Source organism: Blastococcus sp. DSM 46786, assembly GCF_900109665.1.
Taxonomy (GTDB): domain Bacteria; phylum Actinomycetota; class Actinomycetes; order Mycobacteriales; family Geodermatophilaceae; genus Blastococcus; species Blastococcus carthaginiensis.
Map to the genome: position 1 here is coordinate 53,555 of NZ_FOAO01000014.1, position 22,944 is coordinate 76,498.

The 22,944-nt window shown below is 72.9% G+C and carries 24 protein-coding genes; 13 read left to right on the forward strand and 11 right to left on the reverse strand.

Annotated elements, in window-relative coordinates; genetic code table 11:
- Positions 1-381: 381 nt before the first annotated feature.
- Together BMW62_RS13855 and BMW62_RS13860 are read left to right on the forward strand one after the other, a co-directional pair.
- Positions 382-708 (forward strand): helix-turn-helix transcriptional regulator, encoded by a 327-nt coding sequence (locus BMW62_RS13855; protein ID WP_091931479.1) that lies wholly within the window; start codon positions 382-384, stop codon positions 706-708.
- On the forward strand, positions 695-1,960 hold the full coding sequence (locus BMW62_RS13860; RefSeq protein WP_091931482.1) for a type II toxin-antitoxin system HipA family toxin: 1,266 nt from the start codon (positions 695-697) through the stop codon (positions 1,958-1,960). The genes BMW62_RS13855 and BMW62_RS13860 overlap by 14 nt, the downstream gene beginning before the upstream one ends.
- Positions 1,961-1,976: 16 nt before the next feature.
- On the opposite strand, the gene BMW62_RS13865 is transcribed toward BMW62_RS13860, so the two are convergent.
- The 3 genes from BMW62_RS13865 to BMW62_RS13875 all read right to left on the reverse strand — a co-directional run bounded on the left by BMW62_RS13865 (position 1,977) and on the right by BMW62_RS13875 (position 3,632).
- Complete coding sequence (locus BMW62_RS13865) at positions 1,977-2,489, reverse strand: hypothetical protein (RefSeq protein ID WP_091931484.1); 513 nt, start codon at positions 2,487-2,489, stop codon at positions 1,977-1,979.
- A complete protein-coding gene (locus BMW62_RS13870) occupies positions 2,482-2,742 on the reverse strand; it encodes a hypothetical protein (protein ID WP_091931487.1) in 261 nt (86 codons plus the stop codon). Before BMW62_RS13870 ends, BMW62_RS13865 begins: the two co-directional genes overlap by 8 nt.
- A gap of 248 nt (positions 2,743-2,990) precedes the next feature.
- Positions 2,991-3,632 carry an NAD(P)-dependent oxidoreductase gene (locus tag BMW62_RS13875; RefSeq protein ID WP_091931491.1) on the reverse strand — a complete coding sequence of 214 codons (642 nt, stop codon included), beginning with the start codon at positions 3,630-3,632 and terminating at the stop codon, positions 2,991-2,993.
- Between the two features lie 112 nt (positions 3,633-3,744).
- Here BMW62_RS13875 and BMW62_RS13880 point away from each other — a divergent pair, with 112 nt between their 5' ends.
- The 6 genes from BMW62_RS13880 (at position 3,745) to BMW62_RS13905 (ending at position 8,770) form a co-directional block, all read left to right on the forward strand.
- Positions 3,745-4,419 (forward strand): TetR/AcrR family transcriptional regulator, encoded by a 675-nt coding sequence (locus BMW62_RS13880; protein WP_091931494.1) that lies wholly within the window; start codon positions 3,745-3,747, stop codon positions 4,417-4,419.
- A gap of 77 nt (positions 4,420-4,496) precedes the next feature.
- Positions 4,497-5,417, forward strand: a complete 921-nt coding sequence (locus BMW62_RS13885) for an NADP-dependent oxidoreductase (protein ID WP_091931495.1) — start codon at positions 4,497-4,499, stop codon at positions 5,415-5,417.
- An 81-nt stretch (positions 5,418-5,498) separates the two neighbouring features.
- Positions 5,499-6,353, forward strand: a complete 855-nt coding sequence (locus BMW62_RS13890) for an SDR family oxidoreductase (RefSeq protein WP_091931497.1) — start codon at positions 5,499-5,501, stop codon at positions 6,351-6,353.
- A gap of 36 nt (positions 6,354-6,389) precedes the next feature.
- The gene (locus BMW62_RS13895; protein WP_091931499.1) at positions 6,390-7,430 is read left to right on the forward strand and encodes an LLM class flavin-dependent oxidoreductase; all 1,041 of its coding nucleotides are present in this window, start codon (positions 6,390-6,392) and stop codon (positions 7,428-7,430) included.
- A gap of 39 nt (positions 7,431-7,469) precedes the next feature.
- Positions 7,470-7,823 (forward strand): DoxX family protein, encoded by a 354-nt coding sequence (locus BMW62_RS13900; RefSeq protein WP_211435120.1) that lies wholly within the window; start codon positions 7,470-7,472, stop codon positions 7,821-7,823.
- Between the two features lie 341 nt (positions 7,824-8,164).
- Positions 8,165-8,770: a methyltransferase domain-containing protein gene (locus BMW62_RS13905; RefSeq protein WP_211435121.1), complete on the forward strand. Its 606-nt coding sequence runs from the start codon at positions 8,165-8,167 to the stop codon at positions 8,768-8,770.
- 176 nt (positions 8,771-8,946) lie between these two features.
- Here the strand turns inward: BMW62_RS13905 and BMW62_RS13910 are convergent, their stop codons facing one another.
- The 4 genes from BMW62_RS13910 to BMW62_RS13925 form a co-directional block, all read right to left on the reverse strand.
- The gene (locus tag BMW62_RS13910) at positions 8,947-10,161 is read right to left on the reverse strand and encodes an RNA polymerase sigma factor (protein ID WP_091931503.1); all 1,215 of its coding nucleotides are present in this window, start codon (positions 10,159-10,161) and stop codon (positions 8,947-8,949) included.
- Between the two features lie 12 nt (positions 10,162-10,173).
- Positions 10,174-10,557 (reverse strand): YciI family protein, encoded by a 384-nt coding sequence (locus BMW62_RS13915; RefSeq protein ID WP_091931505.1) that lies wholly within the window; start codon positions 10,555-10,557, stop codon positions 10,174-10,176.
- Positions 10,558-10,869: 312 nt separating this feature from the next.
- Positions 10,870-12,276: a sugar porter family MFS transporter gene (locus BMW62_RS13920; RefSeq protein ID WP_091931507.1), complete on the reverse strand. Its 1,407-nt coding sequence runs from the start codon at positions 12,274-12,276 to the stop codon at positions 10,870-10,872.
- Positions 12,277-12,571: 295 nt separating this feature from the next.
- Positions 12,572-13,306 (reverse strand): YcnI family copper-binding membrane protein, encoded by a 735-nt coding sequence (locus BMW62_RS13925; protein WP_091931509.1) that lies wholly within the window; start codon positions 13,304-13,306, stop codon positions 12,572-12,574.
- Positions 13,307-13,611: 305 nt separating this feature from the next.
- Between BMW62_RS13925 and BMW62_RS13930 the strand changes: the two genes are divergently transcribed.
- Both BMW62_RS13930 and BMW62_RS13935 read left to right on the forward strand, forming a co-directional pair.
- Positions 13,612-15,102: a SulP family inorganic anion transporter gene (locus BMW62_RS13930; RefSeq protein WP_091931511.1), complete on the forward strand. Its 1,491-nt coding sequence runs from the start codon at positions 13,612-13,614 to the stop codon at positions 15,100-15,102.
- Entirely contained in the window at positions 15,102-15,497 is a 396-nt protein-coding gene (locus BMW62_RS13935; protein WP_091931513.1) for a MerR family transcriptional regulator, read from the forward strand. Before BMW62_RS13930 ends, BMW62_RS13935 begins: the two co-directional genes overlap by 1 nt.
- A gap of 47 nt (positions 15,498-15,544) precedes the next feature.
- Here BMW62_RS13935 and BMW62_RS22680 read toward each other — a convergent pair whose 3' ends face one another.
- Complete coding sequence (locus BMW62_RS22680; RefSeq protein ID WP_170852378.1) at positions 15,545-15,700, reverse strand: hypothetical protein; 156 nt, start codon at positions 15,698-15,700, stop codon at positions 15,545-15,547.
- 190 nt (positions 15,701-15,890) lie between these two features.
- Between BMW62_RS22680 and BMW62_RS13940 the strand changes: the two genes are divergently transcribed.
- The 3 genes from BMW62_RS13940 to BMW62_RS13950 all read left to right on the forward strand — a co-directional run bounded on the left by BMW62_RS13940 (position 15,891) and on the right by BMW62_RS13950 (position 19,170).
- Positions 15,891-17,141: an AI-2E family transporter gene (locus BMW62_RS13940; protein WP_170852379.1), complete on the forward strand. Its 1,251-nt coding sequence runs from the start codon at positions 15,891-15,893 to the stop codon at positions 17,139-17,141.
- 89 nt (positions 17,142-17,230) lie between these two features.
- On the forward strand, positions 17,231-17,668 hold the full coding sequence (locus BMW62_RS13945) for a universal stress protein (protein WP_091931519.1): 438 nt from the start codon (positions 17,231-17,233) through the stop codon (positions 17,666-17,668).
- Entirely contained in the window at positions 17,668-19,170 is a 1,503-nt protein-coding gene (locus tag BMW62_RS13950; RefSeq protein ID WP_091931521.1) for an alanine/glycine:cation symporter family protein, read from the forward strand. The genes BMW62_RS13945 and BMW62_RS13950 overlap by 1 nt, the downstream gene beginning before the upstream one ends.
- A 221-nt stretch (positions 19,171-19,391) precedes the next feature.
- Here BMW62_RS13950 and BMW62_RS13955 read toward each other — a convergent pair whose 3' ends face one another.
- From BMW62_RS13955 to BMW62_RS13965, 3 genes are all read right to left on the reverse strand, one after another.
- Positions 19,392-20,027, reverse strand: a complete 636-nt coding sequence (locus BMW62_RS13955) for a trimeric intracellular cation channel family protein (RefSeq protein ID WP_091931524.1) — start codon at positions 20,025-20,027, stop codon at positions 19,392-19,394.
- 34 nt (positions 20,028-20,061) lie between these two features.
- Positions 20,062-20,721 (reverse strand): TetR/AcrR family transcriptional regulator, encoded by a 660-nt coding sequence (locus tag BMW62_RS13960; RefSeq protein WP_091931526.1) that lies wholly within the window; start codon positions 20,719-20,721, stop codon positions 20,062-20,064.
- A gap of 67 nt (positions 20,722-20,788) precedes the next feature.
- On the reverse strand, positions 20,789-22,936 hold the full coding sequence (locus BMW62_RS13965; RefSeq protein ID WP_091931529.1) for a 3-hydroxyacyl-CoA dehydrogenase NAD-binding domain-containing protein: 2,148 nt from the start codon (positions 22,934-22,936) through the stop codon (positions 20,789-20,791).
- Between the last annotated feature and the right edge of the window lie 8 nt (positions 22,937-22,944).

A 22,944-nucleotide genomic window follows, 5' to 3' on the forward strand; every position in this document is an offset into this window, starting at 1 on the left:
CATGCCCCCCCTCCCCGGCCGGCCAGTACGGCAACACGTGGGCGGAGATGTGGGACATTGCGGCCGGTGCGGCGGTCAGCCACCGACGGCGGCGATCGTCGCCTCGTCGTCTTCACAGCGGGCCGCCAGCGGCTTGGTTGGCGTGACTCCCTGCGGGAGCTCCACCACCGTGACGTACCCGCTCATGTCCACCGAACAGGCATTCGCCCTCGATGGGCAGCGACTGCTCCACGACCCCGTCGTGTCGGACGGCACCCGGCTGCATCCCAGTTCTCGTCCCCGTCCCGTCGTCTGGCGAGCTCAACCGGACAAGACTTACAACTCATTGCGTCTTAGAGGGCATAAGACACAATGCTTTGCTAACCACAGGAGGTGTGTCCGATGGCCCGTCGCATGACGGTCTACTCCGCGCCGACGCGCGACGTCTGCGCCGCTCTGGGCTCGGAGATCGCCCGGGTCCGCCGCGAGCGCCGCTGGTCCCAGACCGAGCTCGCCGAGCGAGTCGGGGTGGCGCTCGGCACGATCCGCGCCGTCGAGAAGGGGGCACCTTCGGTCACCCTCGGCGTCGCGGTCGAGGCCGCCACCGTTCTCGGGATCGACCTGCTCGGCGGCCCGGCCGCCGCCGCCGCGCGGACCGCGGACAACCGACGCACGCTCGCCCTGCTCCCGCAGCGGGTCCGGGCCGAGGCCGTCGATGACGACTTCTGACCGCCGCGGCGGCGCGCCGCCGGGGAGCGCGTTCGTCTGGGTGTGGCTGCCCGGCGCCAGCGACCCCGTCGTCACCGGGCGCATCGACTCCGTCGGCGACTCCTACACGTTCACCTACGGCCGCAGCTACCTGGCCCGCGACGAAGCGATCCCGCTGTACCTGCCCGAGCTGCGGTTGGGGCCGGGCCGCATCCAGCCGCCGGACGGCCTCACGATCGCCGGCTGCCTGCGCGACGCCGGCCCGGACGCGTGGGGCCAGCGCGTCATCCTCGCCCGTCGCCTCGGCCACCTCGACGCCAGCTCCGACACCGGCACGCTGAGCACGCTCACCTACCTGCTGGAGTCCGGCAGCGACCGGATCGGCGGGCTGGACTTCCGGCACAGCGCAACCGACTACATCCCCCGCTCCGCCGACCATTCGACGCTCGAGCAGATGCAGGACGCGGCCGAGCGGCTCAACGCCGGCGAGACGCTCCCGCCCGCGCTGGCCGACGCGCTGCTGCGCGGTACCAGCATCGGCGGCGCCCGACCGAAGGTGACACTGCTCGACTCCGACGGCCACCCCGTGATCGCGAAGCTGTCGACGCAGACCGACCCGTACCCGTCGGTGAAGTTCGAGGCGGCGGCGATGACCCTCGCCGGCCGCGTCGGCATCGACGTCGCACCCACCCGCCTGATCCGCAGCTCGGACAGGGACGTGCTGCTCGTGGACCGGTTCGACCGCCCCGGCGACGGCCAGCGCAAGCTCATGGTCTCCGCGCTCACCATCCTCGGCCTCGACGAGCTGACCGGCGCCCGCTACGGCAGCTACATCCACCTCGCCGACCAGATCCGCGCCCGGTTCCGCGACCCGATCCCGACGCTCACCAAGCTGTTCCGCCGGGTCGTGTTCAACGTGTGCGTGTCCAACAGTGACGACCACGCGCGCAACCACTCCGCGTTCTGGGACGGCGAGTGGCTCACGCTCACCCCCGCCTACGACATCGCGCCAGGCCTGCGCAGCGGCGACACCTCGGCCCAGGCGATGGCCCTCACCCGCGACGGGAGGCGAGCCTCCCGGCTGGCGCTGTGCCGCGAGTCCGCGCGCGACTACCTGCTCGATCCCGACCAGGCGAACCGAGTCATCGACGAGGTCGTGGCCGGGATCGAGACGCACTTCGAAGAGGCGGCCGAACTCGCCCGGCTGACCGGAACCGACCGTGACCAGTTCCGCAGGCTGGTCCTGCACCCCTCGATCCACTACCCCGAGTAGCCGCACACCGGCTGGGTCACGGCCCGGCGGGCGCCGACGGATGGGCTCCTTCCGGCCGCGTCTCCAGCCAACTACGAATCTGGGCGTAGACCTGCGGGTGGTTGAGCAGGTCGAAGTGGTGCAGTCGGCCGAGCCTGTGCACGTGGTCGGGCGGGAAGGCCAGCCGGTCGCCGTCACCGGCGTCGCCGCATGCGCTGCGGGGCGGGACGAGAAGGTCGCCGAGGAGGTCGGCGGTCCGGGCCGTGGGGTCGGCAGCCAGGGTGGCGAGGACGACGAAGTGCCGGGCGCCGTCGTGCAGCGGTACGTGGGTGTGCCGGCCGGGCGTGCGGGCGTCGAGGTCCTGATCGATCCAGTCCCCCTCAACCAGCGTGCCCCGCCGCAGATCCTTGATGCCGACGCTGCGCGCGGCCAGCAGCTTTGCGAGGGGGCGGGTCTCCGGCAGGCGGGCCAGCGTGTGGGTGAGGGTGTGGACTCCGCGTTCGAGGGGAGCGCCCAGATGTGGCGTGCCGAGGGTGACGGTGTCACGCACCAGGCGGGTCCACTGCCGGGCGGCGTCGGTGCCACCGCCGGCCTGGTGCAGCGCGCTCGACGAGCAACCGTTCCCGGGAGCCCACCCAGCGGTAGAGCGTCACGCGGTTGACGCCGAGATCGGCCGCCAGCGAGGACATCTCCAGACGCTCCCCGGAGAGCAGCCGCCGCCGGGCCAGGCGCAAGACCTCCGGCGGCACCTCGGGCGCCTCACCGGCCGCCTTCGGCGCCGGCACCAACGGCTCGCTGCTCATGCCTCCAGCATGACAGCGGCGTGGCACGCTCCGGGCTGCACGCCCTACCCACCCGTGCCACGCTCGCGGCGTGCGCGCCACGGAGCGGATGGCGAGCGTCGATGCGGCCTGGCTGCACATGGACCGGTCGACCAACCTCGTGGTCGTCACCTGCGTCTTCTGGTTCGACCGGCCTCGACCCTCGCCGCGGCAACCAGTTCGGCCTCACCTTCGCCCGGCGCCGTGTTCCCTGGCCGGGGCCGGAATCCTCAGTTGCTGATCGCCGGGGCGGCGCCGACGTAGCGGGGGTCGTCGACCTGGGCTGCGGTGAAGGCGGCGATGTCGGCGCGGGTGACCTTGAAGCCGAGCTGGTCAGTGCCGTAGAAGCCGTGCCGGACGGTCCCCTTGGCCGGGCCGTCGTTCGGGGCGAGGAAGCGCACGATGGTCCAGTCCAGGCCGGAGTCCATCACGGCCCGGCTCATGCCGGTGATCTCGTCGTAGGCGCGCCGCATGAAGGTCTTGGGCATGAAGGTGGCGAACCGGGTCTGCCACGTCGGGGTCTCGCGGGGGTCGAGGACGCTGGGGGTGGCGTTGCCGACGTAGCGGCGGACGCGGTGGCGCTGCATGGCCTCGACGATGTGCTGGGTGCCGTCGACCAGGGGCAGCCCGGTGACCTTCCGGTCCATGCTCGGGCCCAGGGCGCTCACGACGGCGTCCGCGCCGGCGACCGCCCGGTCGATGGCGGCCGCGTCGGTGATCTCACCGACCTCCACCCGCACGGCCTCCCCCCACGTCGCCGGCACCTTGCCGGGGTTGCGGACGTAGGCGGTGACGGTGTGGCCGTGAGATCGAAGCTGATCGACGACCTGTCGGCCGATGGCTCCGGTGGCGCCGAAGACGGTGACGTTCATGGGTGGTGCTCCTCCGTGGTCGTCCGGACCCGCCCCCTCGAAGTGGGGACTATCGTCCGGTTCCGCAGGCAACGTACCGGATCCGGGGAGCATTCCCCCGTAAGGTGGCGGCGTGACCGATGCCGCCCGCCCGTCGCTGCGCGCCGATGCCGCGCGCAACCGCGACGCGATCGTCGCCGCCGCCCGCACCGTGTTCGCCGAGCATGGGCTGGGGGCCTCGCTGGACGAGATCGCCCGCCGGGCCGGTGTCGGGAACGCGACCCTCTACCGCCGGTTCCCGAGCCGGGAGGAGCTGGTGCAGGCGGCCCTCTTGCCGTCGATGACGGACTACCTCGCCGCGGTCGACGAGGGGCTCGCCGATCCGGATCCCTGGGCGGGCTTCCGTGACTACCTGCTGCGCCTGTTCCAACTGCAGGCCCGCGACCGCGGCCTTGCCGACCTGCTCGTCACGACCGTCAGGACGCCGTCCGGCGAGCTCGAGGAGTTGCGCAGCCGCGCCTTCGAGCTGACCAAGCAGCTCATCCGGCGGGCACAGGACGCCGACGAGCTGCGCCCGGACTTCCGCCACCAGGACCTGCCCCTGCTCCTCATGGCCAACGCCGGACTGGTGGAGCGCACCCAGAAGGGCGCCCCCGACAGCTGGCGACGAGTCGCCGCCTTCCTCCTTGATGGACTCCAGACCCGGGCCGCCACGCCCGCGCCGCCGGCGCCCACCGAGCGCTCCGTGCTGCGCGTGATGGCGGCCAACCGCCTCTCCTCTCGCCACGCCGAGCAACGCGACAGCTAACCGGAATGATGTCCCCGGGTGTCGTGTTAGCGTCGGCGAAACGGGGACATCCCCCCACTCCATCGAGAGGAACCGACATGCGTGCCTTCGTCGTACCGTCCGCCGACGCCGAGCCCACCGTCACCGAGGTGCCCGACCCCACCCCCGGCCCCGGCGAGGTGCTGGTCCGCGTCGCCACCTCGTCGCTGAACGGCTTCGACCTGTCCGTGGCCGCCGGCTACCTGCAGGGGATGATGGAGCACCGCTTCCCCGTCGTCCTCGGCAAGGACTTCGCCGGCACCGTCGAGGCGGTCGGCGAAGGCGTGACCCGGTTCGCCCCGGGCGACGCCGTGCTCGGCGTCGTCACCAAGGCGCACCTGGGTGACGGTGGCTTCGGTGAGCTGCTCGTCGTGCACGAGGGCGACTTCATCACCGCGGTCCCCGAGGGGCTGGACCTGCGCTCCGCGGGCGCCCTCGGCCTCGCCGGCACCGCCGCCCTCGACACCCTGAACGCCGCCGGCGTCCAGGCCGGACAGACCGTCCTCGTCAGCGGCGCCACCGGCGGGGTCGGCGCACTCGCCGTGCAGTACGCCGCCGCGGCGGGCGCCACCGTCATCGCCACGGCCCGGCGGGGCGAGGAGGCCGACCTCGTCACCGAGTTGGGCGCACAGCACACCGTCGACTACACCGGTGACGTCGCCGCGCAGGTCCGGGCGATCGCCCCGGAGGGCGTCGGCGCCATCGTGCACCTGGCCGGCGACGGCGCCGAGCTCGCCGGACTGTTGAAGCCCGGCGGGAAGATCGGCTCGACCATGGGGTACGGCCCCGAGCAGAACCCCGCCGCGACGTTCGTCATGGCCAACCCGTCCGCCGACACCCTCGCCCGGCTCGCCGCCGACGCCGCCGCCGGACGCATCCGCGTGCCGATCACCGTCACCTACTCCCTGGACGACGTCCCTCGTGCGTTCGAGGACTTCCGCTCGGGCACGCGCGGGAAGATCTGCATCGAGATCGGCTGAGCAGTCGCCCGGCCCGGCGGTCGATCCGGGCCGGGCGTGGCACCGGCGTTCAGACCCATCTCATCCCCTGGAGTTCCCCCCATGCCCATCGTCGTCACCGCCACCTCCGGCCACCTGGGTCACCTGGTCGTCCAGGACCTGCTCGACCGCGGCGTCCCCGCGTCGGACGTCGTCGCAGGCGCCCGCAAGCCCGACGCCGTCGCCGACCTGGCCGCCAGCGGCGTCCGCACCACCCGGATCGACTACGACGACCCCGCGACCGTCGAGGCCGCCGTCGGTGCGGGCGACACGTTCGTGCTCGTCTCCGGCAACGACCTGGTGAACCGCGACCGGCAGCATGCCGACGCCATCGCCTCCGCCGCCCGCGCCGGCGCGCACCACCTCGTCTACACCAGCGGCCTGCGGGCGGCGGAGAGCCCCAGCCCCATCGCCGCCAGGCACGCCCCGACCGAGGAGGCCGTCCGCGGCAGTGGCGTCCCCTTCACGATCCTGCGCAACGGCTGGTACACCGAGAACTACGGGCGCGATCTGCACGGCGTCCGTCAGAGCGGGGTCCTGCTCGCGAGCGTCGGTGAGGGGCGGGTGGCCTCGGCCTCGCGACGCGACTTCGCCCAGGCCGTCGGCGCCGTCGTCACCTCTGGCGGTCATCTGGGTCGGACCTATGAGTTGTCCGGCGACGTCGCCTGGACCTACGACGACCTCGCCGCGGCCCTGAGCGAGGTGCTCGGCCGCGACGTCATCTACCGCTCCGTGACGCCCGACGAGCACCTCGAGATGCTGACGGGCGCCGGGATACCGGAGCAGTTCGCGCGCATGGGCGTCGCCGTCGACGGCGGCATCCGCGACGGCGCGTTCGCCTACCGGAACGGCGACCTCGCCCGCCTCATCGGCCGGCCGACGACGCCACTCGTCGACGGCCTCCGCCCGCTGGCCTGAGCGCCCCACCCTTCGCCCCCGACAAGGAGCACCGCCATGACATTCGAACTCGGCGTCTACTCGTTCGGCAACACACCCCGCACTCCCGACGGCGGCTTCGGTGCCACCGCGCAGGCGATCCGGAACGTCCTCGAGGCGGTGCACCTCGCCGACGAGGTCGGCCTGGACTTCTTCGGGTTCGGCGAGCACCACACCCGCTCGATGCCGCTGTCCTCGCCGACCTCGGTCGTGAACGCCGCCGCGGCATCCACGCAGCGCATCAAGCTCGGCACGGCCGTCACGGTGCTGTCCACCGACGAGCCGCTGCGGGTGTTCCAACAGCTGGCGACGGCGGCGGCGATCGCACCCGGACGCATCGAGGCCGTCGCCGGCCGCGGCTCCTCGGCGATCACCTTCCCGATCTTCGACCTCGACGAGCGCGACTACGACATGCTCTACGCCTCGAAGCTCGAGCTGCTCCTCGCCGTCAACCAGCACGAGCAGGTCACCTGGTCCGGCCCGCACCGGCGCCGCCCCCTGGACGGCGCCCTGATCGTGCCGCGCCCGGAGCAGCCGCTGCGGATCTGGCTCGGCTCGGGCGGCAGCCCGGAGTCGGTGGGCCGCGCGGTCGAGCTGGGTGTGCCGCTGTTCCTCGGCATCCTGGGCGGCAGCTCGGAGCACTGGGCGCAGTACGGCCGGGCCTACCGCGACGCGTGGGCGCAGGTCGGCCATCCGGCCGAGGCGGCCGACATCGCCGTCGCGGTGCACGGGTTCGTCGGCCGCGACGACCACCGGGCGAAGGCCACCTACCTCGAGCACGAGCTGCGCATGTTCGCCACCGGCGCCGCGGAGGTCGGGCGTCCGCCGATGGCACCGCCCGGCCGCGAGGCACAGCTCCAGCCGGGCGGCATGGTGTTCGCCGGCGGACCGGACGAGGTCGCCGACCGGATCCTGCACCTGCACGCCCAACTCGGGCACACCCGCCAGATCCTGCAGATGGACGTCGGCGGCATGCCCCACGCCACCTACCTCGAGGCCATCGAGCTGCTCGGCACCGAGGTCCTCCCCCAGATCCGCAAGGAACTCGGCGACCGCTGACAGCGGTCACCTTCCCCCACTTCCTCTCAGAGGAGAGTCGTGTTCATCGCCCTGGTCATCACCACCGTCCTGCTGGCCACCATCGCCCTCAACTCCGCGGCCATGAAGCTCCGCCGGAACGAGCAGGTCGTCGCCGTCATCCAGGGCACCGTCGGCGTGCCGGAGCGGCACCTGCCCACCCTCGCCGGCCTCGAGATCGCCGGCGCCGTCGGCATCCTCGTCGGTCTGTGGCTCGAACCGCTGGGCATCGCCGCCGCGGCCGGCCTCGTCGCCTACTTCCTCGGTGCGGTCGGCGGCCACCTCCGCGTCGGCGACACCATGAACGTCGCGATGCCGATGCCGCCGCTCGTGCTCGCCGTCGTCGTCCTCGCCCTGCGCCTGCTGACCCTCTGAGGCGATTGGCGTCGTCCGCCACCCGGGTCAGGCCGGTTCGGGACTCGTCTCGATGCGGGCGAGCTTGTTGGGGGCAAGCGGCCGATCAGGACCGCTCCGGGACGATCGAGGCTGTCCGGAAGGCCCCGCTATCGTGCGGGATCACCGGGCCACCAGGCCCGGAACCGGCCTCACTCGCGGGTTCGAGCCCCGTCACTCACCCCGAACGGAGGGCCCCGGTCAGGCAACTGACCGGGGCCTTCTCCGTCCCCCACCGCAGTCCGCAGACGGCCCCGTGCAGCAGCAGACGGTGGAACACTGCCGCCGTGGCCGGCTGCTGCGACCCCCGCGGATGCGACGGGGTGTTCGACGAGCGGTTCGCCAGGCGGAGGGCCGCCCGCTACCGGAGGAAGGGCCTCGACGCCACGGCCCGGCGGATGGTGGAGCTCCTCGAGCATCGCGGCCTGCGGGGCGCCACGGTGCTGGAGATCGGCGGCGGCGTCGGCGAGATCCACATCGAGCTGCTCCGCCGCGGCGCCGCCTCCGCCACGAACCTCGAGCTCTCCCCGGCCTACGAGGCCGAAGCGGCCCGGCTGCTCGACGAGGCCGGGCTCGCCGGGCGCGTCGACCGCCGCCTGGCCGACATCGCCGCCGACCCGGCAGCGGCGCGGCCCGCTGACATCGTGATCCTGCACCGCGTCGTGTGCTGCTACCCCGACCACCCGGCGCTCCTCGCGGCGGCCGCCCGGCACGCCCGCGACCAGCTGGTGTTCAGCTTCCCGCCGCGCACCCCGGTCTCCCGGGCGTTCGTCGCCGTCCAGAACCGGCTGCTCGGCTGGGGCGGACGCCGGTTCCGCACCTTCGCGCACCCGCCGGCGGAGATGCTCGCGGTCCTCGCCGAGCACGGGATGCACGCCGCCGTCGCGCACCGGGGTGCGGTGTGGCAGGTCGCCCACGCGAGGCGCTGAGTGCCCACGGGGTCTCCCTCGATCGGCCCGGTGGCCGACCTCGACCGGGCTGGTCCTGCGCTCGATCCGCTGGCGCGAGGACAGTCGGCTGGTCGTCCCCACTGCCCGCACCAAGGGCGGCTTCCCCCTCTACAACGACGGCGACTTCGCCCGCCTGCACGAGCGGGTTCACGCTGCTAGCGGGGCTGGTCGGTGGTGAGCTCCGTCTGCCGCTGGGTGAGGAAGGCGGTGTCGGCGTCGATCCGCGCCAGCGCGGCCGCCCGGCCGTAGGCGGCAGCGGCCTCGTCGCGTCGCCCCAGCCGCTCCAGCATCGACCCACGCGAAGCGTGCAGCAGGTGGTAGCCGGCCAGGTCCTCCTCCAGATCCTGCAGAAGCCGAAGGCCGGCCGCCGGGCCGTCGGTCTCGGCGACCGCTACCGCCCGGTTCAACGCCACCACCGGCGTCGGCAGCACCGCGAACAGCCGGTCGTAGAACCGGACGATCGCCGCCCAGTCGGTCTGCTCGTACCGGGGTGCGGCGCAGTGGAGGGCCTGGATCGCTGCCTGGAGCTGGAACGGACCCAGCTGGCCGCGGCGCAGGCACGCGAGCACCAGTTCCTGCCCCTCGGCAATCAGTGAGCGGTCCCACAGCAACCGGTCCTGGTCCCCGAGCTGCACGACCTGGGCTGCATCGGAGCGGGCCGGCATCCGGGCGTCGTTGAGCAGCATCAGGGCCAGCAGACCCGCAACCTCGGGTTCATCGGGCATCAGCCCGACCAGCACCCGGGTCAGCCAGATCGCCTCGCCACGTAGGCCCCGCCGCTCGACGTCGTCGGCGCCGGCGTTGTAGATGAGGTACAGCACCGTCAGCACGGCCCGCAGCCGGCGCGGCAGGTCGGCGTCGGGGATGCGGTAGGGGATGCTCGCCGCCCTGATCTTGTACTTGGCGCGCACCAGCCGCTTCGCCATGGTCTCGTCGCTGACCAGGAAGGCGGCAGCGACCTCCGCGGGGGTCAGCCCGGCGACCAACCGCAGGGTCAGCGCCACCTGGTGCTCGACCCGCAGGGCGGGGTGGCAGCAGGTGAAGATGAGCCGCAGCTGGTCGTCGGGCCGCGGCGCCGGGACGTCGGGGCCCGGAGGTGGCTCTGACCGGAGGCGATCGGTCACGACCTGCTCGGTCAGCTGACGGCCCCGCCGCTCCCGGCGGACGACGTCGGTAGCCCGGTTCCGCGCGGTGGTGACGATCCAGCCGGCGGGGTTGTCCGGGGCACCGTCCCTCGGCCACCGGCTCATGGCGATGACGAACGCGTCCTGGACGGCGTCTTCGGCGAGCGTGAGGTCACCGAAGAGCCGGGCCAGGGTCGCCACCGCCTGACCGTGCGCGGCCCGGAACGTCCGCTCGACGTCGTCCACTCCCCGGCTCCGTCAGTGGCCGCCGGCCGGAACCCGCCCGGTGGCCCGGAACGGCCGCACCTCGATGTCGTGGTCGATCGCCTCGACCACCTTCTCCGCCCATGTCAGCGCCTCGTCGAGGTCTGCGGCATTGACGACGTAGAACCCCCCGATGTGCTCCTTCGCCTCCACGAACGGCCCGTCGGTGGTCACCTTGTCCCGGCCGGTGCCACCCCGCACCACGGTGGCCGCGTCGGGACCGTGCAGCGCACCGCCGAACGCAAACGCTCCGGCCCGGTCCATCTCCTCCTCCAGGGCGATCACCCGACCCATGAACGCCTGCATCTCCTCGGCCGTGGCAGGCGCTCCGTTCGCCTGTCCTTCAACCGCGTACACCGACAACAGGTACTGGTTCATCTGCACTCCTCACGTCCGCGGGAGGATCCCGCTCCGACCTGCTGACGAACAGCACCGGGCGGATCAGGACACTCCGGCACGGGGATCCGGCAGACAACCACCATCAGCGGCCTCCGTGAAAATCCGGGCGTGCGCGGCCGGGCTCACATCCGGTGGACGACGGCGCGGTGCTCGGCGGTGAGCTCGGCGCACTCGACCGTGCAGACGTTTCGAGCAGCCGGCGGACTCGTCGGGGTGGGCAACCCCACGGCCTCGGCCACGCCCCTTCCGCCGAGCACGACACCGGCGGGGCCATGACGTGACTTCCGGCGGCTACTCCATGTCCTCGAGCTGGCGGCCCTTCGTCTCCCGCACGAACTTGGCGACGAAGAGGAAGGAGAGGACGGCGAACGCCGTGTAGAGGCCGTACGCCAGCGACAACCCGATGGCGGCCAGCACCGGGAACGTCTGGGAGATGACGAAGTTGCTGATCCACTGCGCGGACGCGGCCAGCCCGAGGGCGCCGGCGCGGATCCGGTTGTTGAACATCTCACCGAGCAGCACCCAGACCACCGGGCCCCACGACGCCCCGAAGAAGACGACGAAGAGGTTGGCCGCCACCAGCGCGACGATCCCCGCCGCGTCGCCCAGCACCGGCTCGCCGTCGACGACGGGGGCGGTGCCGAACGTCCAGGCCAGCGTGCCCAGGCTCAGCGCCATCCCCGCCGAGCCGACGAGCAGCAGGATCCGCCGGCCTACCTTGTCGATGGTGGCGATGGCGACCAGCGTCACCACGATGTTGGTGACCGAGGTGATGACGGTGATCGTGAGGGCATCGGATTCGCTGAACCCGACCTGCTGCCACAGCGCGGTGCTGTAGTAGAAGATCACGTTGATCCCCACGGCCTGCTGGAACACCGAGAGCAGGATCCCCACCCAGACGATCGGTTTGAGGCCGAGGACGTGCCCGCGCAGGTCGGCGAAGCCGGCCTTGCGCCGGTCCTCGGCCCGCACCGTGCGCTGGATCTCCGTGATCCGGTCGTCCACCCCGGCGGTGAGCACCCCGGCGAGCACCCGGCGCGCCTCCTTCGGCTCCCCCTGGGCGACGAGGTAGCGCGGGGACTCCGGGATGGTCAGGCACATCACCAGGTACACCAGCCCCGGCAGGGCCTCGGCCATGAACATCCAGCGCCAGGCCTCGAGGCCGAAGGCCAGGTCCTCGGCCGCGCCTCCCGCGAGGTTGGCGAGCAGGGCGTCGACCAGCAGCGCGATGAAGATGCCGGTGACGATCGCCAACTGCTGCAAGGAGCCCAGCCGGCCGCGGATCGGGGCCGGCGAGATCTCGGCGATGTAGGCCGGAGCGATGACCGACGCCGCGCCGACCGCAACGCCGCCGATCACCCGCCAGATCGTCAGGTCGACCGGCCCCATGGCCAGGCCGGAACCGATCGCGCTGCTGATGAACAGCACCGCGGCCCCGAACATCACCCGGATCCGGCCGTACCGGTCGGCCACCCGGCCCGCGCCCCAGGCGCCGAGCGCCGCACCCAGCAGCGCTGACGCGACGACGAAGCCGGTGACGCCCGCGCTCATCGCGAAGTCCGCGCGCAGCGCCACGACGGCGCCGTTGATCACGGCGGTGTCGTAGCCGAACAGGAACCCACCGAGGGCGGCGACCGCCGCGAGGTGGATGGCCCGGACGGTGTTGTACTGCTCCTGGGTGCCCGTCGTCTCGGCCATGTCACGCCCCGCTCCGGAAGTGGTGGGTCGCGCCATGTGACCACACGCACCGACCGGGCGGCATCTCCACGGCCCGGCGACGTCGCGGCAGGGCTTCCTCCCCAGGCCCTGGCGGTCCCGCTGCCCCACCGTGCTGGTGCAGATCTTCGACCGGCCGCTCACCGAAGCCCTCGTCGAGTTCGGCGACCTCGTCGGTCGGGCCGACGAGGCACGGTCGGGGCACGGCGGCTGCTGCGTGCGGAGCGCCGAGTCCCGACCGCGGGCGCCTCCACCGGCGGCGCGACGGGCAGCGGGGTCAGCCGGCGCGTCGCCGCGAGCCGAGCGCCAGCACCAGGGCGGCGACGCCGGCGATCAGCCCGAGCCCGCCGACGACGAGGGCGGTCACCGCCAGCCCCGAGCCGTCGGCGGTCTCCGCTGCGGCCGCCTCGTCCACCTCCGTCGTCGCCCCGGAGGACGCCGTGCCGGTGCCGCCACCGTGCGCGGAGTCGGCCGCACCGGTCAGCGTCAGCACCGGGGCGGGGCTCTGCGGCTCGTCCTGGCCCTCCACGGTCGGCTCGATCCAGGCCTGCTCCGTGCCGTCGTCGTAGGTCTGGATCGCCGGGAAGAAGATCTCGTCCACCTCGGGGATCGGACCGGCGCTGATGGAGAAGGTCTGGTACTGGCCGGGCGCGATCCCCGCCCCCGGGTCGGCGGTCCAGGTGATCTCGGAGACCGCCTCGGTCACCTCGGTCCCGTGCACCTCGACCGGCGGGTCGACCGGTCCGGTGGTGGTGGTCGCCGTCCAGCCGGGCACCGGCTTCACGCTGACCGAGGCGAGCGGGGTCTCGGCGGGGATCTGCACCCGCAGGGAGACCGTCGAGGCCGTGTCGCTCTCGTTCGGCACCCGGAAGGTCATCTCACCGAAGCCGCCCGGGGCGGCATCGTCCGAGGACACCCGGACGTGCGCCGAGGCCGCGCCGGCACCGGCGGCGAGGACCACCGCCGTGGCGAGAGAGGACGCGGCGAGCGCGCGGAGGGGGCGGACGGGCACGGCGGGCTCCTTCGTCGACCGCCGGCTCGGCAGGCTGCCGGACCGTGCGGTGGTCCAGTAGTCGCTCCGGCTCCCCGCGGAGTTCCCGCGGCGGGTCAGGAGTGACGACGGCCACTCCCCCGGCACGGTGACGAACGACTCACCGGCCGAACCCTGACGTGAGGGACGAGTTGCCGCAGACTCTGGGTGAGCCCGGCGCCCCAGCGCGCCGTACCGCAGGTGCACCGGCGCACCTCGCACCGAGACCCGCACCGCCCGGTGCCGCACCCCCGCGCCCCCGACGGCGCACCAACCGAGACGGACCCATGTCCTCAGCCACCGCCGCCCCGCCCACGCCCCGCACCCGCCGGCCGGCGTGGCTCTCGCCGACGACCGCCCGCACCGAGGTGCTCGCCGGCCTCGTCGTCGCCCTCGCCCTCATCCCGGAGGCGATCAGCTTCTCCATCCTCGCCGGGGTCGACCCGCGCGTGGGCCTGTTCTCCTCGTTCGTGATGGCCGTCGTCATCGCCTTCACCGGCGGCCGCCCGGCGATGATCACCGCCGCCACCGGCGCGATCGCGCTCGTCGTCGCCCCCCTGGCCCTCGAGCACGGCGTCGAGTACCTGTTCGCCGCCGTCGTCCTCGGCGGGGTCTTCCAGGTGCTGCTCGCCGCGGCCGGTGTCGCCCGGCTGATGCGCTTCATCCCCCGCAGCGTCATGGTCGGCTTCGTCAACGCCCTGGCGATCCTGATCTTCTCCGCGCAGCTGCCGCACCTGGTCGACGTCCCCTGGCTGGTCTACCCGCTGGTCGCCGCCGGGCTGGCGATGATCTTCCTGCTGCCCCGGCTGACGGCCGCCGTCCCCTCGCCGCTGATCTCGATCGTGGTGCTCACCGGTCTCACCATCGCCGCCGGCTGGACCCTGCCGGACGTCGGTGACCAGGGGGAGCTCCCCGACAGCCTGCCCTTCTTCGGCATCCCGGCGGTCCCGTTCACCTGGGAGACGCTGACGATCATCGCGCCCTTCGCGCTGGGCGTGGCCCTGGTCGGGTTGATGGAGTCGCTCATGACGGCGAAGCTGGTCGACGACCTCACCGACACAGGCTCGGACAAGATGCGGGAGTCGTGGGGTCAGGGCGTGGCGAACGTGGCGTCCGGCTTCTTCGGCGGCATGGGCGGTTGCGCGATGATCGGCCAGACGATGATCAACGTGAAGTCCGGCGCCCGGACCCGGCTGTCGACGTTCCTCTCCGGCATCTTCCTGCTGATCCTCGTCGTGGCGCTCGGCGACGTGGTCGCGATCATCCCGATGGCCGCCCTGGTCGCCGTCATGATCTTCGTGTCGATCGCCACCTTCGACTGGCACAGCCTGCGCACCATCCACCGGATGCCGCGCAGCGAGACGACGGTGATGCTCACGACCGTCGCCGGCACGCTGATCACCCACAACCTGGCCATCGGGGTCGGCGTCGGCGTCCTGGTCGCCTGCGTGCTCTTCGCCCGCCGGGTGGCGCACCTCGTCGAGGTCACCAGCGTCCTCGACCCCGACGGCGGGACGCGCGTCTACTCGGTCCACGGCGCCCTGTTCTTCGCCTCGAGCAACGACCTCGTCTCCCAGTTCGACTACAACGGCGACCCGGAGAGCGTCGTGGTCGACCTGTCCGACGCGCACGTCTGGGACGCCTCGACCGTCGCCGTGCTCGACGCGATCACGCACAAGTACGGGATGCGCGGGAAGACGGTGGAGTTCGTCGGGCTCACCGGCCACTCGGCCGACCGGTTCCAGCGGCACACCGGCCGGCTCGCCGGGGCGCACTGATGCAGGTGACGCGCACGGGGCTGCTGCAGATCGGCCAGGTCGCCGAGCGCACCGGGCTGAGCCTGCGCACCATCCGCTGGTACGAGGAGGAGGGCCTCGTCGTCCCGACCTCGCGGACCGAGGGCGGCTTCCGGCTGTACAGCGCCGACGACGTCGCCCGCCTCGAGGTGATCAAGCGGATGAAGCCGCTCGGGTTCGCACTGGAGGAGATGCGCGAGCTGCTGGGCCTGCTCGCCGACCTCGACGCCGGCACCGGCGACCCGTCCGCGCTGCTGGACCGGCTGCGGATGTTCCACGAGGCGGCGACCGCCCGGGTCACCGCCCTCCGCGAGCAGCTCGCCGTCGCCGAGGGGTTCGCCACCGGGCTGGCAGCCCAGCTCGACGCCCGGGACTGACCCGCCCGCCGGGGCGGCCGGTCACCCGGAACCGGCCGCTCCCGCGATCACACCCTGGTGTTGCGCTTGGTCCACCCCCAGGCCGCGGTGGCCAGGAACAGCACCACGCCGATGACGAGCAGCCAGAACAACCCCTCGACGATGGCTCCTAGGACGGCGAGCGCCAGCCACACGACCAGCAGCAGTCCGATCAGTCCGAGCACGGGATCCTCCTCCCCCTCGGCGCGTGGGCGCTCCGCGACCCGCGCGCACGTCCGACGTGCCGGTGACCGGGGTCGCGTACCCGACCGGCGCCACCACCATGCGCCGCACCCGCACACGGGACCGGTGGAGGCGTCAGGATGGGCGCGCGCGCCGGCGCACCGTCGCGGGCAGCGGACGGAGGTGGGGGGCATGACGGGACGGGCGCCGGCCTCCATCGGGGATCCTGCCGCGGCACGACCACGCCGCGCTCCCGGGACGGCGGCGGGAGCGCACGCCGCCACGTCCCCGCCGACCGGCCGGACCGGGTTCCTCCAGCGCGAGGCGACGATCGCGGGACGGGCACTGGTGATCGGCCTGGCCGCGCTCGGGCTGGTCTGGCTGGTGCTCCAGGTCCAGTTCGTCGCCGCCGCGGCGATGCTCGGCATCGCTCAGGTCGCCATGCTGTGGCCGATCGCGAGCTGGCTGCGGCGGCACGGCGTGCCGGCGGTGCTCGCGGCGATCCTCTGCGTCGTCGGCTACCTGGCCTTCTTCGTCAGCGTGCTGACCTTCCTGGTCCTGCAGCTCATCGAGGCCTGGCCGGGCCTGGTCGCCGCCGGCGTCGACGCCGTGAACTCCACGACCGCATGGGTGCAGGCGCGGACCGACGACCTGGACAACGCCGGGCTGGACCAGGTGCTCGAGCAGCTGGAGTCCTCGGTGGGCACGGCGGCCGCCGGTCTCGGGGGCGCGGCCGCCCAGGGGCTGAACGCGGTCGGCACCATCACCACGGTCCTGCTCATCGCGCTCTTCTTCACCCTCTTCGCCCTCACCAGCGGGGACCGGCTGTGGCGGCAGTTCGTCCGCGCGCTGCCCGTGGAATACCGGTCGCCGACCGACGCCGCCTTCCGCGCCGGCCTGCGCACGGCCGGGGCGTGGTTCTACGCCTCGACCGCCACCGGGCTGGTCGACGGCGTGCTCATCGGCCTCGGGCTGTGGCTGCTCGACGTCCCGCTGGCCCTCCCGCTCGGCGCGCTGACGTTCCTGCTCGCCTACGTGCCTCTCGTCGGCGCGACGCTCGCCGGCGCCGTGGCGGTGGCGGTGGCCGGCGTGACCAACGGCTGGAGCACGGCGCTGTGGGCGCTCCTCGTCGTCGTCGTGGTGCAGCAGATCGAGGGCAACGTGCTCGCGCCGCTCCTGCTGTCGCGGGCGATCAGCTTCCACCCGCTGGTCGTGCTGCTGCTCACCACCGGGGCCGCCTCCGCCTTCGGCCTGCTGGGTCTGTTCGTCGCGGTGCCGGTGGCCGGCGTGCTCGCAGCGGCCGTGCAGGGCTGGCGGCGGCAGGTCGGCCGGCAGGCGGCGGAGCCACCGGACGACGGCGACGCCGTGGCCGGCGGGCGGACCGACGACGAGGTCGACGGCGCAGGCCGTCCACCTGCGCGACCGGGGACGCCGGCGTCCTGACCGTGGCACGGGGCGCGCGCGCTCGACCTGCCGACCGGCGCGATCACCGCTAGCGTTCGCCCGATCATCTTCTCCGCCGGAGGTGGGCCGTGCCCGAATCCATCCTGGTAGGCCTCGACGGCAGCGAGGCGAGCGGTCGCGCCGCGGACGCGGCGGCCGACGCGGCCCGTCGCCACGACCTGCGGCTGGTCCTCGCCTGCGTCGTCCCCTGGTCGCCCTACTCCTTCACCACCGCGGAGGAGAACGAACGCCGCTCCGTGGAGAAGGAGCGGGAGGCCACCTCGGCGCGCGAACGCGTGCTCGAACCGGTGATCGCCCGGCTCTCCGAGCCCGGGGACCTCGCGATCGAGGGTGCCGTCCGGCACGGGCACCCCGCCGAGACGCTGGTGCGGCTGGCCCGCGAGCACGACGCCGCCTGGATCACCGTCGGCCGCGTCGGGCAGAGCCGGGTGCGCACCCTGCTGTTCGGCTCGACGCCGAGCAGCCTCATCCAGCTCTCCCCCGTCCCCGTCCTGGTGGTGCCGTGATGCCCTCCGACTCCGTGCTGGCCGCCAGCTTCGACGAGCAGGTCGACGGCTTCTTCGCACCGGTCTTCGACTGGATCACCGCAGTGGTCTTCTACGCCGTCCCCCTCGACTTCATCGACGAGGGCGTGGAACTGCCGCTCATCGTCGTCTGGCTGGTCATCGCGGGCTTCTTCTTCACCGTCTACCTGCGCGGCTTCCAGTTCCGCGCGTTCCGGCACGCCATCGAGCTGATCCGCGGCCGGTACGACGACCCGCGCGACGCCGGCGAGGTCACCCACTTCCAGGCGCTGGCGACGGCGGTGTCGGGCACCGTCGGCCTCGGCAACATCGCCGGCGTCGCGATCGCGATCTCGCTGGGCGGGCCGGGCGCCACGCTGTGGATGATCATCGCGGGCCTGCTCGGCATGTGCACCAAGGGCGTCGAGTGCACGCTCGGGGTGAAGTACCGCAACGTGTACCCCGACGGCCGGGTCTCCGGCGGCCCGATGTACTACCTGACCAAGGGGCTCCGCGAGAAGAACCCGCGGCTGGGGACCCTGGGCAAGGTGCTCGCCGTCCTGTTCTGCATCTTCACCCTCGGCGGGGCCGTCGGCGGCGGCAACATGTTCCAGGCCAACCAGGCCTTCAACCAGGCGCAGTCGGTCACCGGCGGCGACGACGGCCTGCTCGGGTTCGGCGCCGCCGGCGCGGTGTTCGGGTTCGTGCTGGCCCTGCTGGTCGGTGCGGTGATCATCGGCGGCATCCGCAGCATCGCCCGGGTCACCGACAAGCTGGTGCCGTTCATGGCGGTCTTCTACGTGCTCGCCTGCCTGACCGTGCTCCTGGCCAATTTCTCCGACATCCCGGCGGCGCTCTGGGCGATCGTCTCCCAGGCGTTCTCCCCCGAGGCCGGCTTCGGCGGCATCGTCGGCGTGCTCATCCAGGGCTTCCGCCGGGCGGCGTTCAGCAACGAGGCGGGGCTGGGTTCGGCCGCCATCGCGCACTCCGCGGTCAAGACGGAGCACCCGGCCACCGAGGGGCACGTCGCCGTCCTCGAGCCGTTCATCGACACCGTCGTCATCTGCACGATGACCGCGCTGGCCATCGTCATCACCGGCACCTACGCCGACGAGGCGAGCGACGCGGGGGTGGAGACGACGTCGGCGGCGTTCGAGACCGTCGTCGGCTGGTTCCCCATCGTGCTGGCGGTCGCGGTGATCCTCTTCGCGTACTCGACGATGCTGGCCTGGAGCTACTACGGCCTGAAGGCCGCGACCTATCTCTTCGGCGAGTCGATGGTCGTCGACCGGACGTGGAAGCTGGTCTTCTGCCTCTTCGTCATCATCGGGGCGTCGTCCACGGTCGAGTCGGTGATCGGCTTCTCCGACAGCATGATCTTCCTGATGTCCCTGCCGAACATCATCGGCCTCTACATCCTGGCCCGGGTGGTGAAGCGGGAGCTCAACGGCTACCGCGCCCGGATCGACAGCGGCGAGATCCTGCCGGTGGCCGAACGGACCTGACCGGCGCCGCTCCGGGCCCGCGAGGAGCCCGGCGCCGTCCGCAGCGCCGGGGTGCCACCACCGGAACCACTGCCGACGACGTCGTCGTGGTGAGCCCCGCTCCATACCGGCAGCTCGCACGGGAACGGCCGCCGGCGCAGGCTCGAAGTCACCGGGGCACAGCCGGTGCAGCCGGCGCCGGAAGGTTGGCGGTGGGTGGCCGGTCGCCGGTCGTCCCCGGGTCACTCCCGCTCGCGCCGGGTGCGCAGGGGCGGGAACGGGGCGTGCACGTCGAAGTGCACCCCGACCATCCGGATGGTGAAGCACAGCGCGGCGGCGCTGATCGAGGCGACCGGGCCGCGGGTGCCGAGCAGATCGGCCAGCACCACGGCGGTGGCCCCGACCAGCGCCGGGACGGCGTAGAGACCGCTGGTGAGCACCGAGGGCACCTGGCGGATGAGCACGTCCCGGAGGGTGCCGCCGCCCACGCCGGTGATCGTGCCGACGATCACCGCCTGCGCGGGGCCGAAGCCGAGGTCGAGCGCCTTGAGGGCGCCGGTGACCGCGAAGAGGCTCAGGCCGGCGGCGTCCAGCACGTTGATCGTCCCGTTGAGCCGCTCCAGGTACGGGCCGGCGACGAAGGCGATCAGGCCCCCGCCGGCGGCCACGGCGAGGTAGCGCCAGTCGACGAACGTCGCCGGGGGCAGGCTGTCCAGGAAGACGTCGCGGATGGTGCCGCCCCCGAGCGCGGTGATCATGCCCAGGGTGATCACGCCGACGATGTCGAGCCGGGTGGTGCGCAGCGCGGTCAGCGCACCGTTGAGCGCGAAGGCGAAGGTGCCGACGAGGTCGAGCACCAGCAGGGCCGTCGTGGCCACGGATCCGCCCCCCTCTGCAGGACTCCGGGAGGCATCAGCTTCCCAGGCGGTCCCCGCGGGCGGTGAAGGCCTCGACGATCGACTGCCAGTGCTCGACGTGCGGGCCGGTGCGGGGGGCGTCGGGCTGCAGCGCGTAGGTGAGCGCCTGACCCCGCATCGAGGTGAGCAGCACCTGGTAGACCGCCTCGGCCTGCGGGTGCCGCGCCACCTGCTCGCCGAACACCTCCATCGCCAGGGTTCGCAGCTGCGCCCCGAGGCGGCGCTCGTGCGGGAGCAGCGCGGCGCGGAGCTCCGGATCGGTCCGGGCCGCACCCCACAGCTCCATCGCCGCGACGAACAGCTCGCCGTGGAAGCGTTCCCAGATCAGCTCCACGCCGAGCCGGACGCGGGCGGCCGCGTCCGCCGGCAGGTCGGCCGCGGCCTGGCGCACGCTCGCGCTGAACTCTTCGTAGAGGTGGTCGACGGCGGCCAGCACGAGGTCGGCCTTCGTCGTGAACTGGTGGGTCAGCGCGCCCCGGGAGACGCCGGCCCGCCGCTGCACCTCCTGGGTGGTCGTGCGCGCGTAGCCGAGCTCGACCAGCGCTCCCACGGTGGCGCGCACCAGCGCCTCGCGGGTGCTCGCCCGCCGCTCGGCCTGCGTCCGGCGCGCCGTCGGGGCAGCGGTCACCTCGGCGTCCCCGCTCGCCCGTGGCATGCGCTGGATCGTAGGGAGGGCGCGGGAGCGGGACGCCGCGCGGCGCCCCGCTCCCCCGCCGTCGTGCTCAGACCGCCGCGGCAGCGCGCAGGCTGCCGGCCGGCACGGCGCGCTCCAGCAGGATCGCCGGCGACCGGAACCGCTCGCCGTAGCGGTCGGCCAGCTCGTCGGCCCGGGCGACGAAGCCCGCCACCCCGCCCGGGTACTGGTCGACGTACTGCAGCACGCCGCCGTACAGGGGCGGGAAGCCGATGCCCATGATCGAGCCGATGTTGGCGTCCTCGACGGTGCGCAGCACCTGCTCCTCGAGGCAGCGCGCCGTCTCCACCGCCATGGCGAACAGCAGCCGCTCCTGGGCGTCCCGGAACGGCACGGCACCGGACGGCGGGAACAGCTCGGCGAGCCCCGGCCACACCCGCTTCTCGGGCTGCCAGTCGAAGAAGCCCTGCCCCGAGGACTTCCCGGTGCGGCCGTGCTCGACCAGCGTCCGCAGCACCGCCACCCCCGGGTGGTCGTCGGTGGCGCCGGCCCGCGCCGCCTCGTCGCGGATCTTCAGCGGCAGCGTGAGCGTGACCTCGTCGAGCAGGGTCAGCGGCCCGGCCGGGAAGCCGGCCTGCAGCGCGGCCCGCTCCACGCTCATCGGCGCCAGGCCCTCGGCCAGCAGCGCGGCGCCCTCCATGACCAGCGTGCCGAAGACCCGGCTGGTGAAGAAGCCCCGGCTGTCGGCGACGACGATCGGCGTCTTGCCGATCTGGCGCACGGCGTCGTAGGCGCGGGCGAGCGCGGTGTCGGACGTCTTCTCCCCCACGATCAGCTCGACCAGCGGCATCTTGTCCACCGGCGAGAAGAAGTGCATGCCCACGACGTCGGCCTGCCGCTGCACGCCCTCGGCCAGGCTCGTGATCGGCAGCGTGGAGGTGTTCGACGCCAGCAGCGCGTCCGGCAGGGCATGGGCCTCGGCCTCGCTGAGCACGCGGTGCTTGAGCGCCTGGTCCTCGAACACCGCCTCGACGATCAGGTCGCAGCCGGCCAGGTCGGCAGGGTCACCGGTCGGGGTGATCCGTGCGAGGAAGGCGTCGGCCTTCTCCTGGCTCATCCGCCCGCGCTGGACCTGCTTGCCGACCAGCCCGGCGACGTGCACCTTGCCCTTCTCGGCCGCCTCGGTGCTCACGTCCTTGAGCACCACGTCGACGCCGGCCTCGGCGAAGGCGTGCGCGATGCCGGCACCCATCATCCCGGCGCCGAGCACGCCGACCTTGCGCGCCGTGTGCGTCTCCTCGACCACCGGGCGGGAGCCGCCGCCGTTGATGCGGTTCAGGTCGAACCACAGCGCCTGGATCATGTTGGTCGACACCTGACTGACGACGAGGTCGACGAAGTAGCGCCCCTCGACGGTGAACGCGGTGTCGACGTCGACCTGCAGGCTCTCCACCGCGGCGGACAGGATCGCGTAGGGCGCCGGGTAGGGCGCGCCCTTGAGCTGCTTGGTCAGGTTGGCCGGGAAGGCGGGCAGGCTCGACGCCAGCGACGGCGTGGAGGGGGTCCCGCCGGGCACCTTGTATCCCTTGGTGTCCCACGGCTGGGCGGCGTCCGGGTTGGCGAGCACCCACTGCTTCGCCTTGGCCAGCAGCTCGTCCGCGCTCGCCAGCTCGTGCACGAGCCTCAGCTCCAGCGCCTTCTCCGGGCGGAGCTGCTGCCCCTGGAGCAGCAGCTCGAGCAGCGCCGTCGTCAGCCCGAGCAGCCGGATCGACCGGACCACCCCGCCCCCACCGGGCAGCAGACCGAGGGTGACCTCGGGGAAGCCGAGCTTGACCTTCGGGTCGTCCAGGACGACGCGGTGGTGGGTGGCCAGCGCGATCTCCAGCCCGCCGCCGAGCGCGGCGCCGTTGATCGCTGCGGCGACCGGGACCCCGAGCGTCTCCAGCCGGCGCAGCTGGCGCTTCACCAGCGTGACCTGGGCGAGGACCTGGTCGCGGGTCTCGGGTGTGGCCTGGATCAGGCTGCCCAGGTTGCCGCCGGCGAAGAAGGTCTTCTTCGCGCTGGTCAGGACGACGCCGCGGACGGACTCCTTCTCGCGTTCCAGCCGGTCGATCGTCTCGCCCATCGAGGCCACGTACGCGTCGTTCATCGTGTTCGCCGACGACGCGGGGTCGTCGAGGGTGAGGACGACGACGCCGTCGGCGTCCTGCTCCCAGCGGATGGTGCTGTTGCTCATCGGTGCGC

Excerpts from the sequence above, each read along its gene's own strand:
- BMW62_RS13920 (WP_091931507.1), bottom strand. The coding sequence starts at position 12,276 with ATGGCCGAGACGACGGGCACCCAGGAGCAGTACAACACCGTCCGGGCC.
- BMW62_RS13860 (WP_091931482.1), top strand. The coding sequence starts at position 695 with ATGACGACTTCTGACCGCCGCGGCGGCGCGCCGCCGGGGAGCGCGTTC.
- BMW62_RS13930 (WP_091931511.1), top strand. The coding sequence starts at position 13,612 with ATGTCCTCAGCCACCGCCGCCCCGCCCACGCCCCGCACCCGCCGGCCG.
- BMW62_RS13965 (WP_091931529.1), bottom strand. The coding sequence starts at position 22,936 with ATGAGCAACAGCACCATCCGCTGGGAGCAGGACGCCGACGGCGTCGTC.
- BMW62_RS13940 (WP_170852379.1), top strand. The coding sequence starts at position 15,891 with ATGACGGGACGGGCGCCGGCCTCCATCGGGGATCCTGCCGCGGCACGA.
- BMW62_RS13890 (WP_091931497.1), top strand. The coding sequence starts at position 5,499 with ATGCCCATCGTCGTCACCGCCACCTCCGGCCACCTGGGTCACCTGGTC.
- BMW62_RS13855 (WP_091931479.1), top strand. The coding sequence starts at position 382 with ATGGCCCGTCGCATGACGGTCTACTCCGCGCCGACGCGCGACGTCTGC.
- BMW62_RS13885 (WP_091931495.1), top strand. The coding sequence starts at position 4,497 with ATGCGTGCCTTCGTCGTACCGTCCGCCGACGCCGAGCCCACCGTCACC.
- BMW62_RS13915 (WP_091931505.1), bottom strand. The coding sequence starts at position 10,557 with ATGAACCAGTACCTGTTGTCGGTGTACGCGGTTGAAGGACAGGCGAAC.
- BMW62_RS13875 (WP_091931491.1), bottom strand. The coding sequence starts at position 3,632 with ATGAACGTCACCGTCTTCGGCGCCACCGGAGCCATCGGCCGACAGGTC.
- BMW62_RS13895 (WP_091931499.1), top strand. The coding sequence starts at position 6,390 with ATGACATTCGAACTCGGCGTCTACTCGTTCGGCAACACACCCCGCACT.
- BMW62_RS13870 (WP_091931487.1), bottom strand. The coding sequence starts at position 2,742 with ATGAGCAGCGAGCCGTTGGTGCCGGCGCCGAAGGCGGCCGGTGAGGCG.
- BMW62_RS13950 (WP_091931521.1), top strand. The coding sequence starts at position 17,668 with ATGCCCTCCGACTCCGTGCTGGCCGCCAGCTTCGACGAGCAGGTCGAC.
- BMW62_RS13960 (WP_091931526.1), bottom strand. The coding sequence starts at position 20,721 with ATGCCACGGGCGAGCGGGGACGCCGAGGTGACCGCTGCCCCGACGGCG.
- BMW62_RS13935 (WP_091931513.1), top strand. The coding sequence starts at position 15,102 with ATGCAGGTGACGCGCACGGGGCTGCTGCAGATCGGCCAGGTCGCCGAG.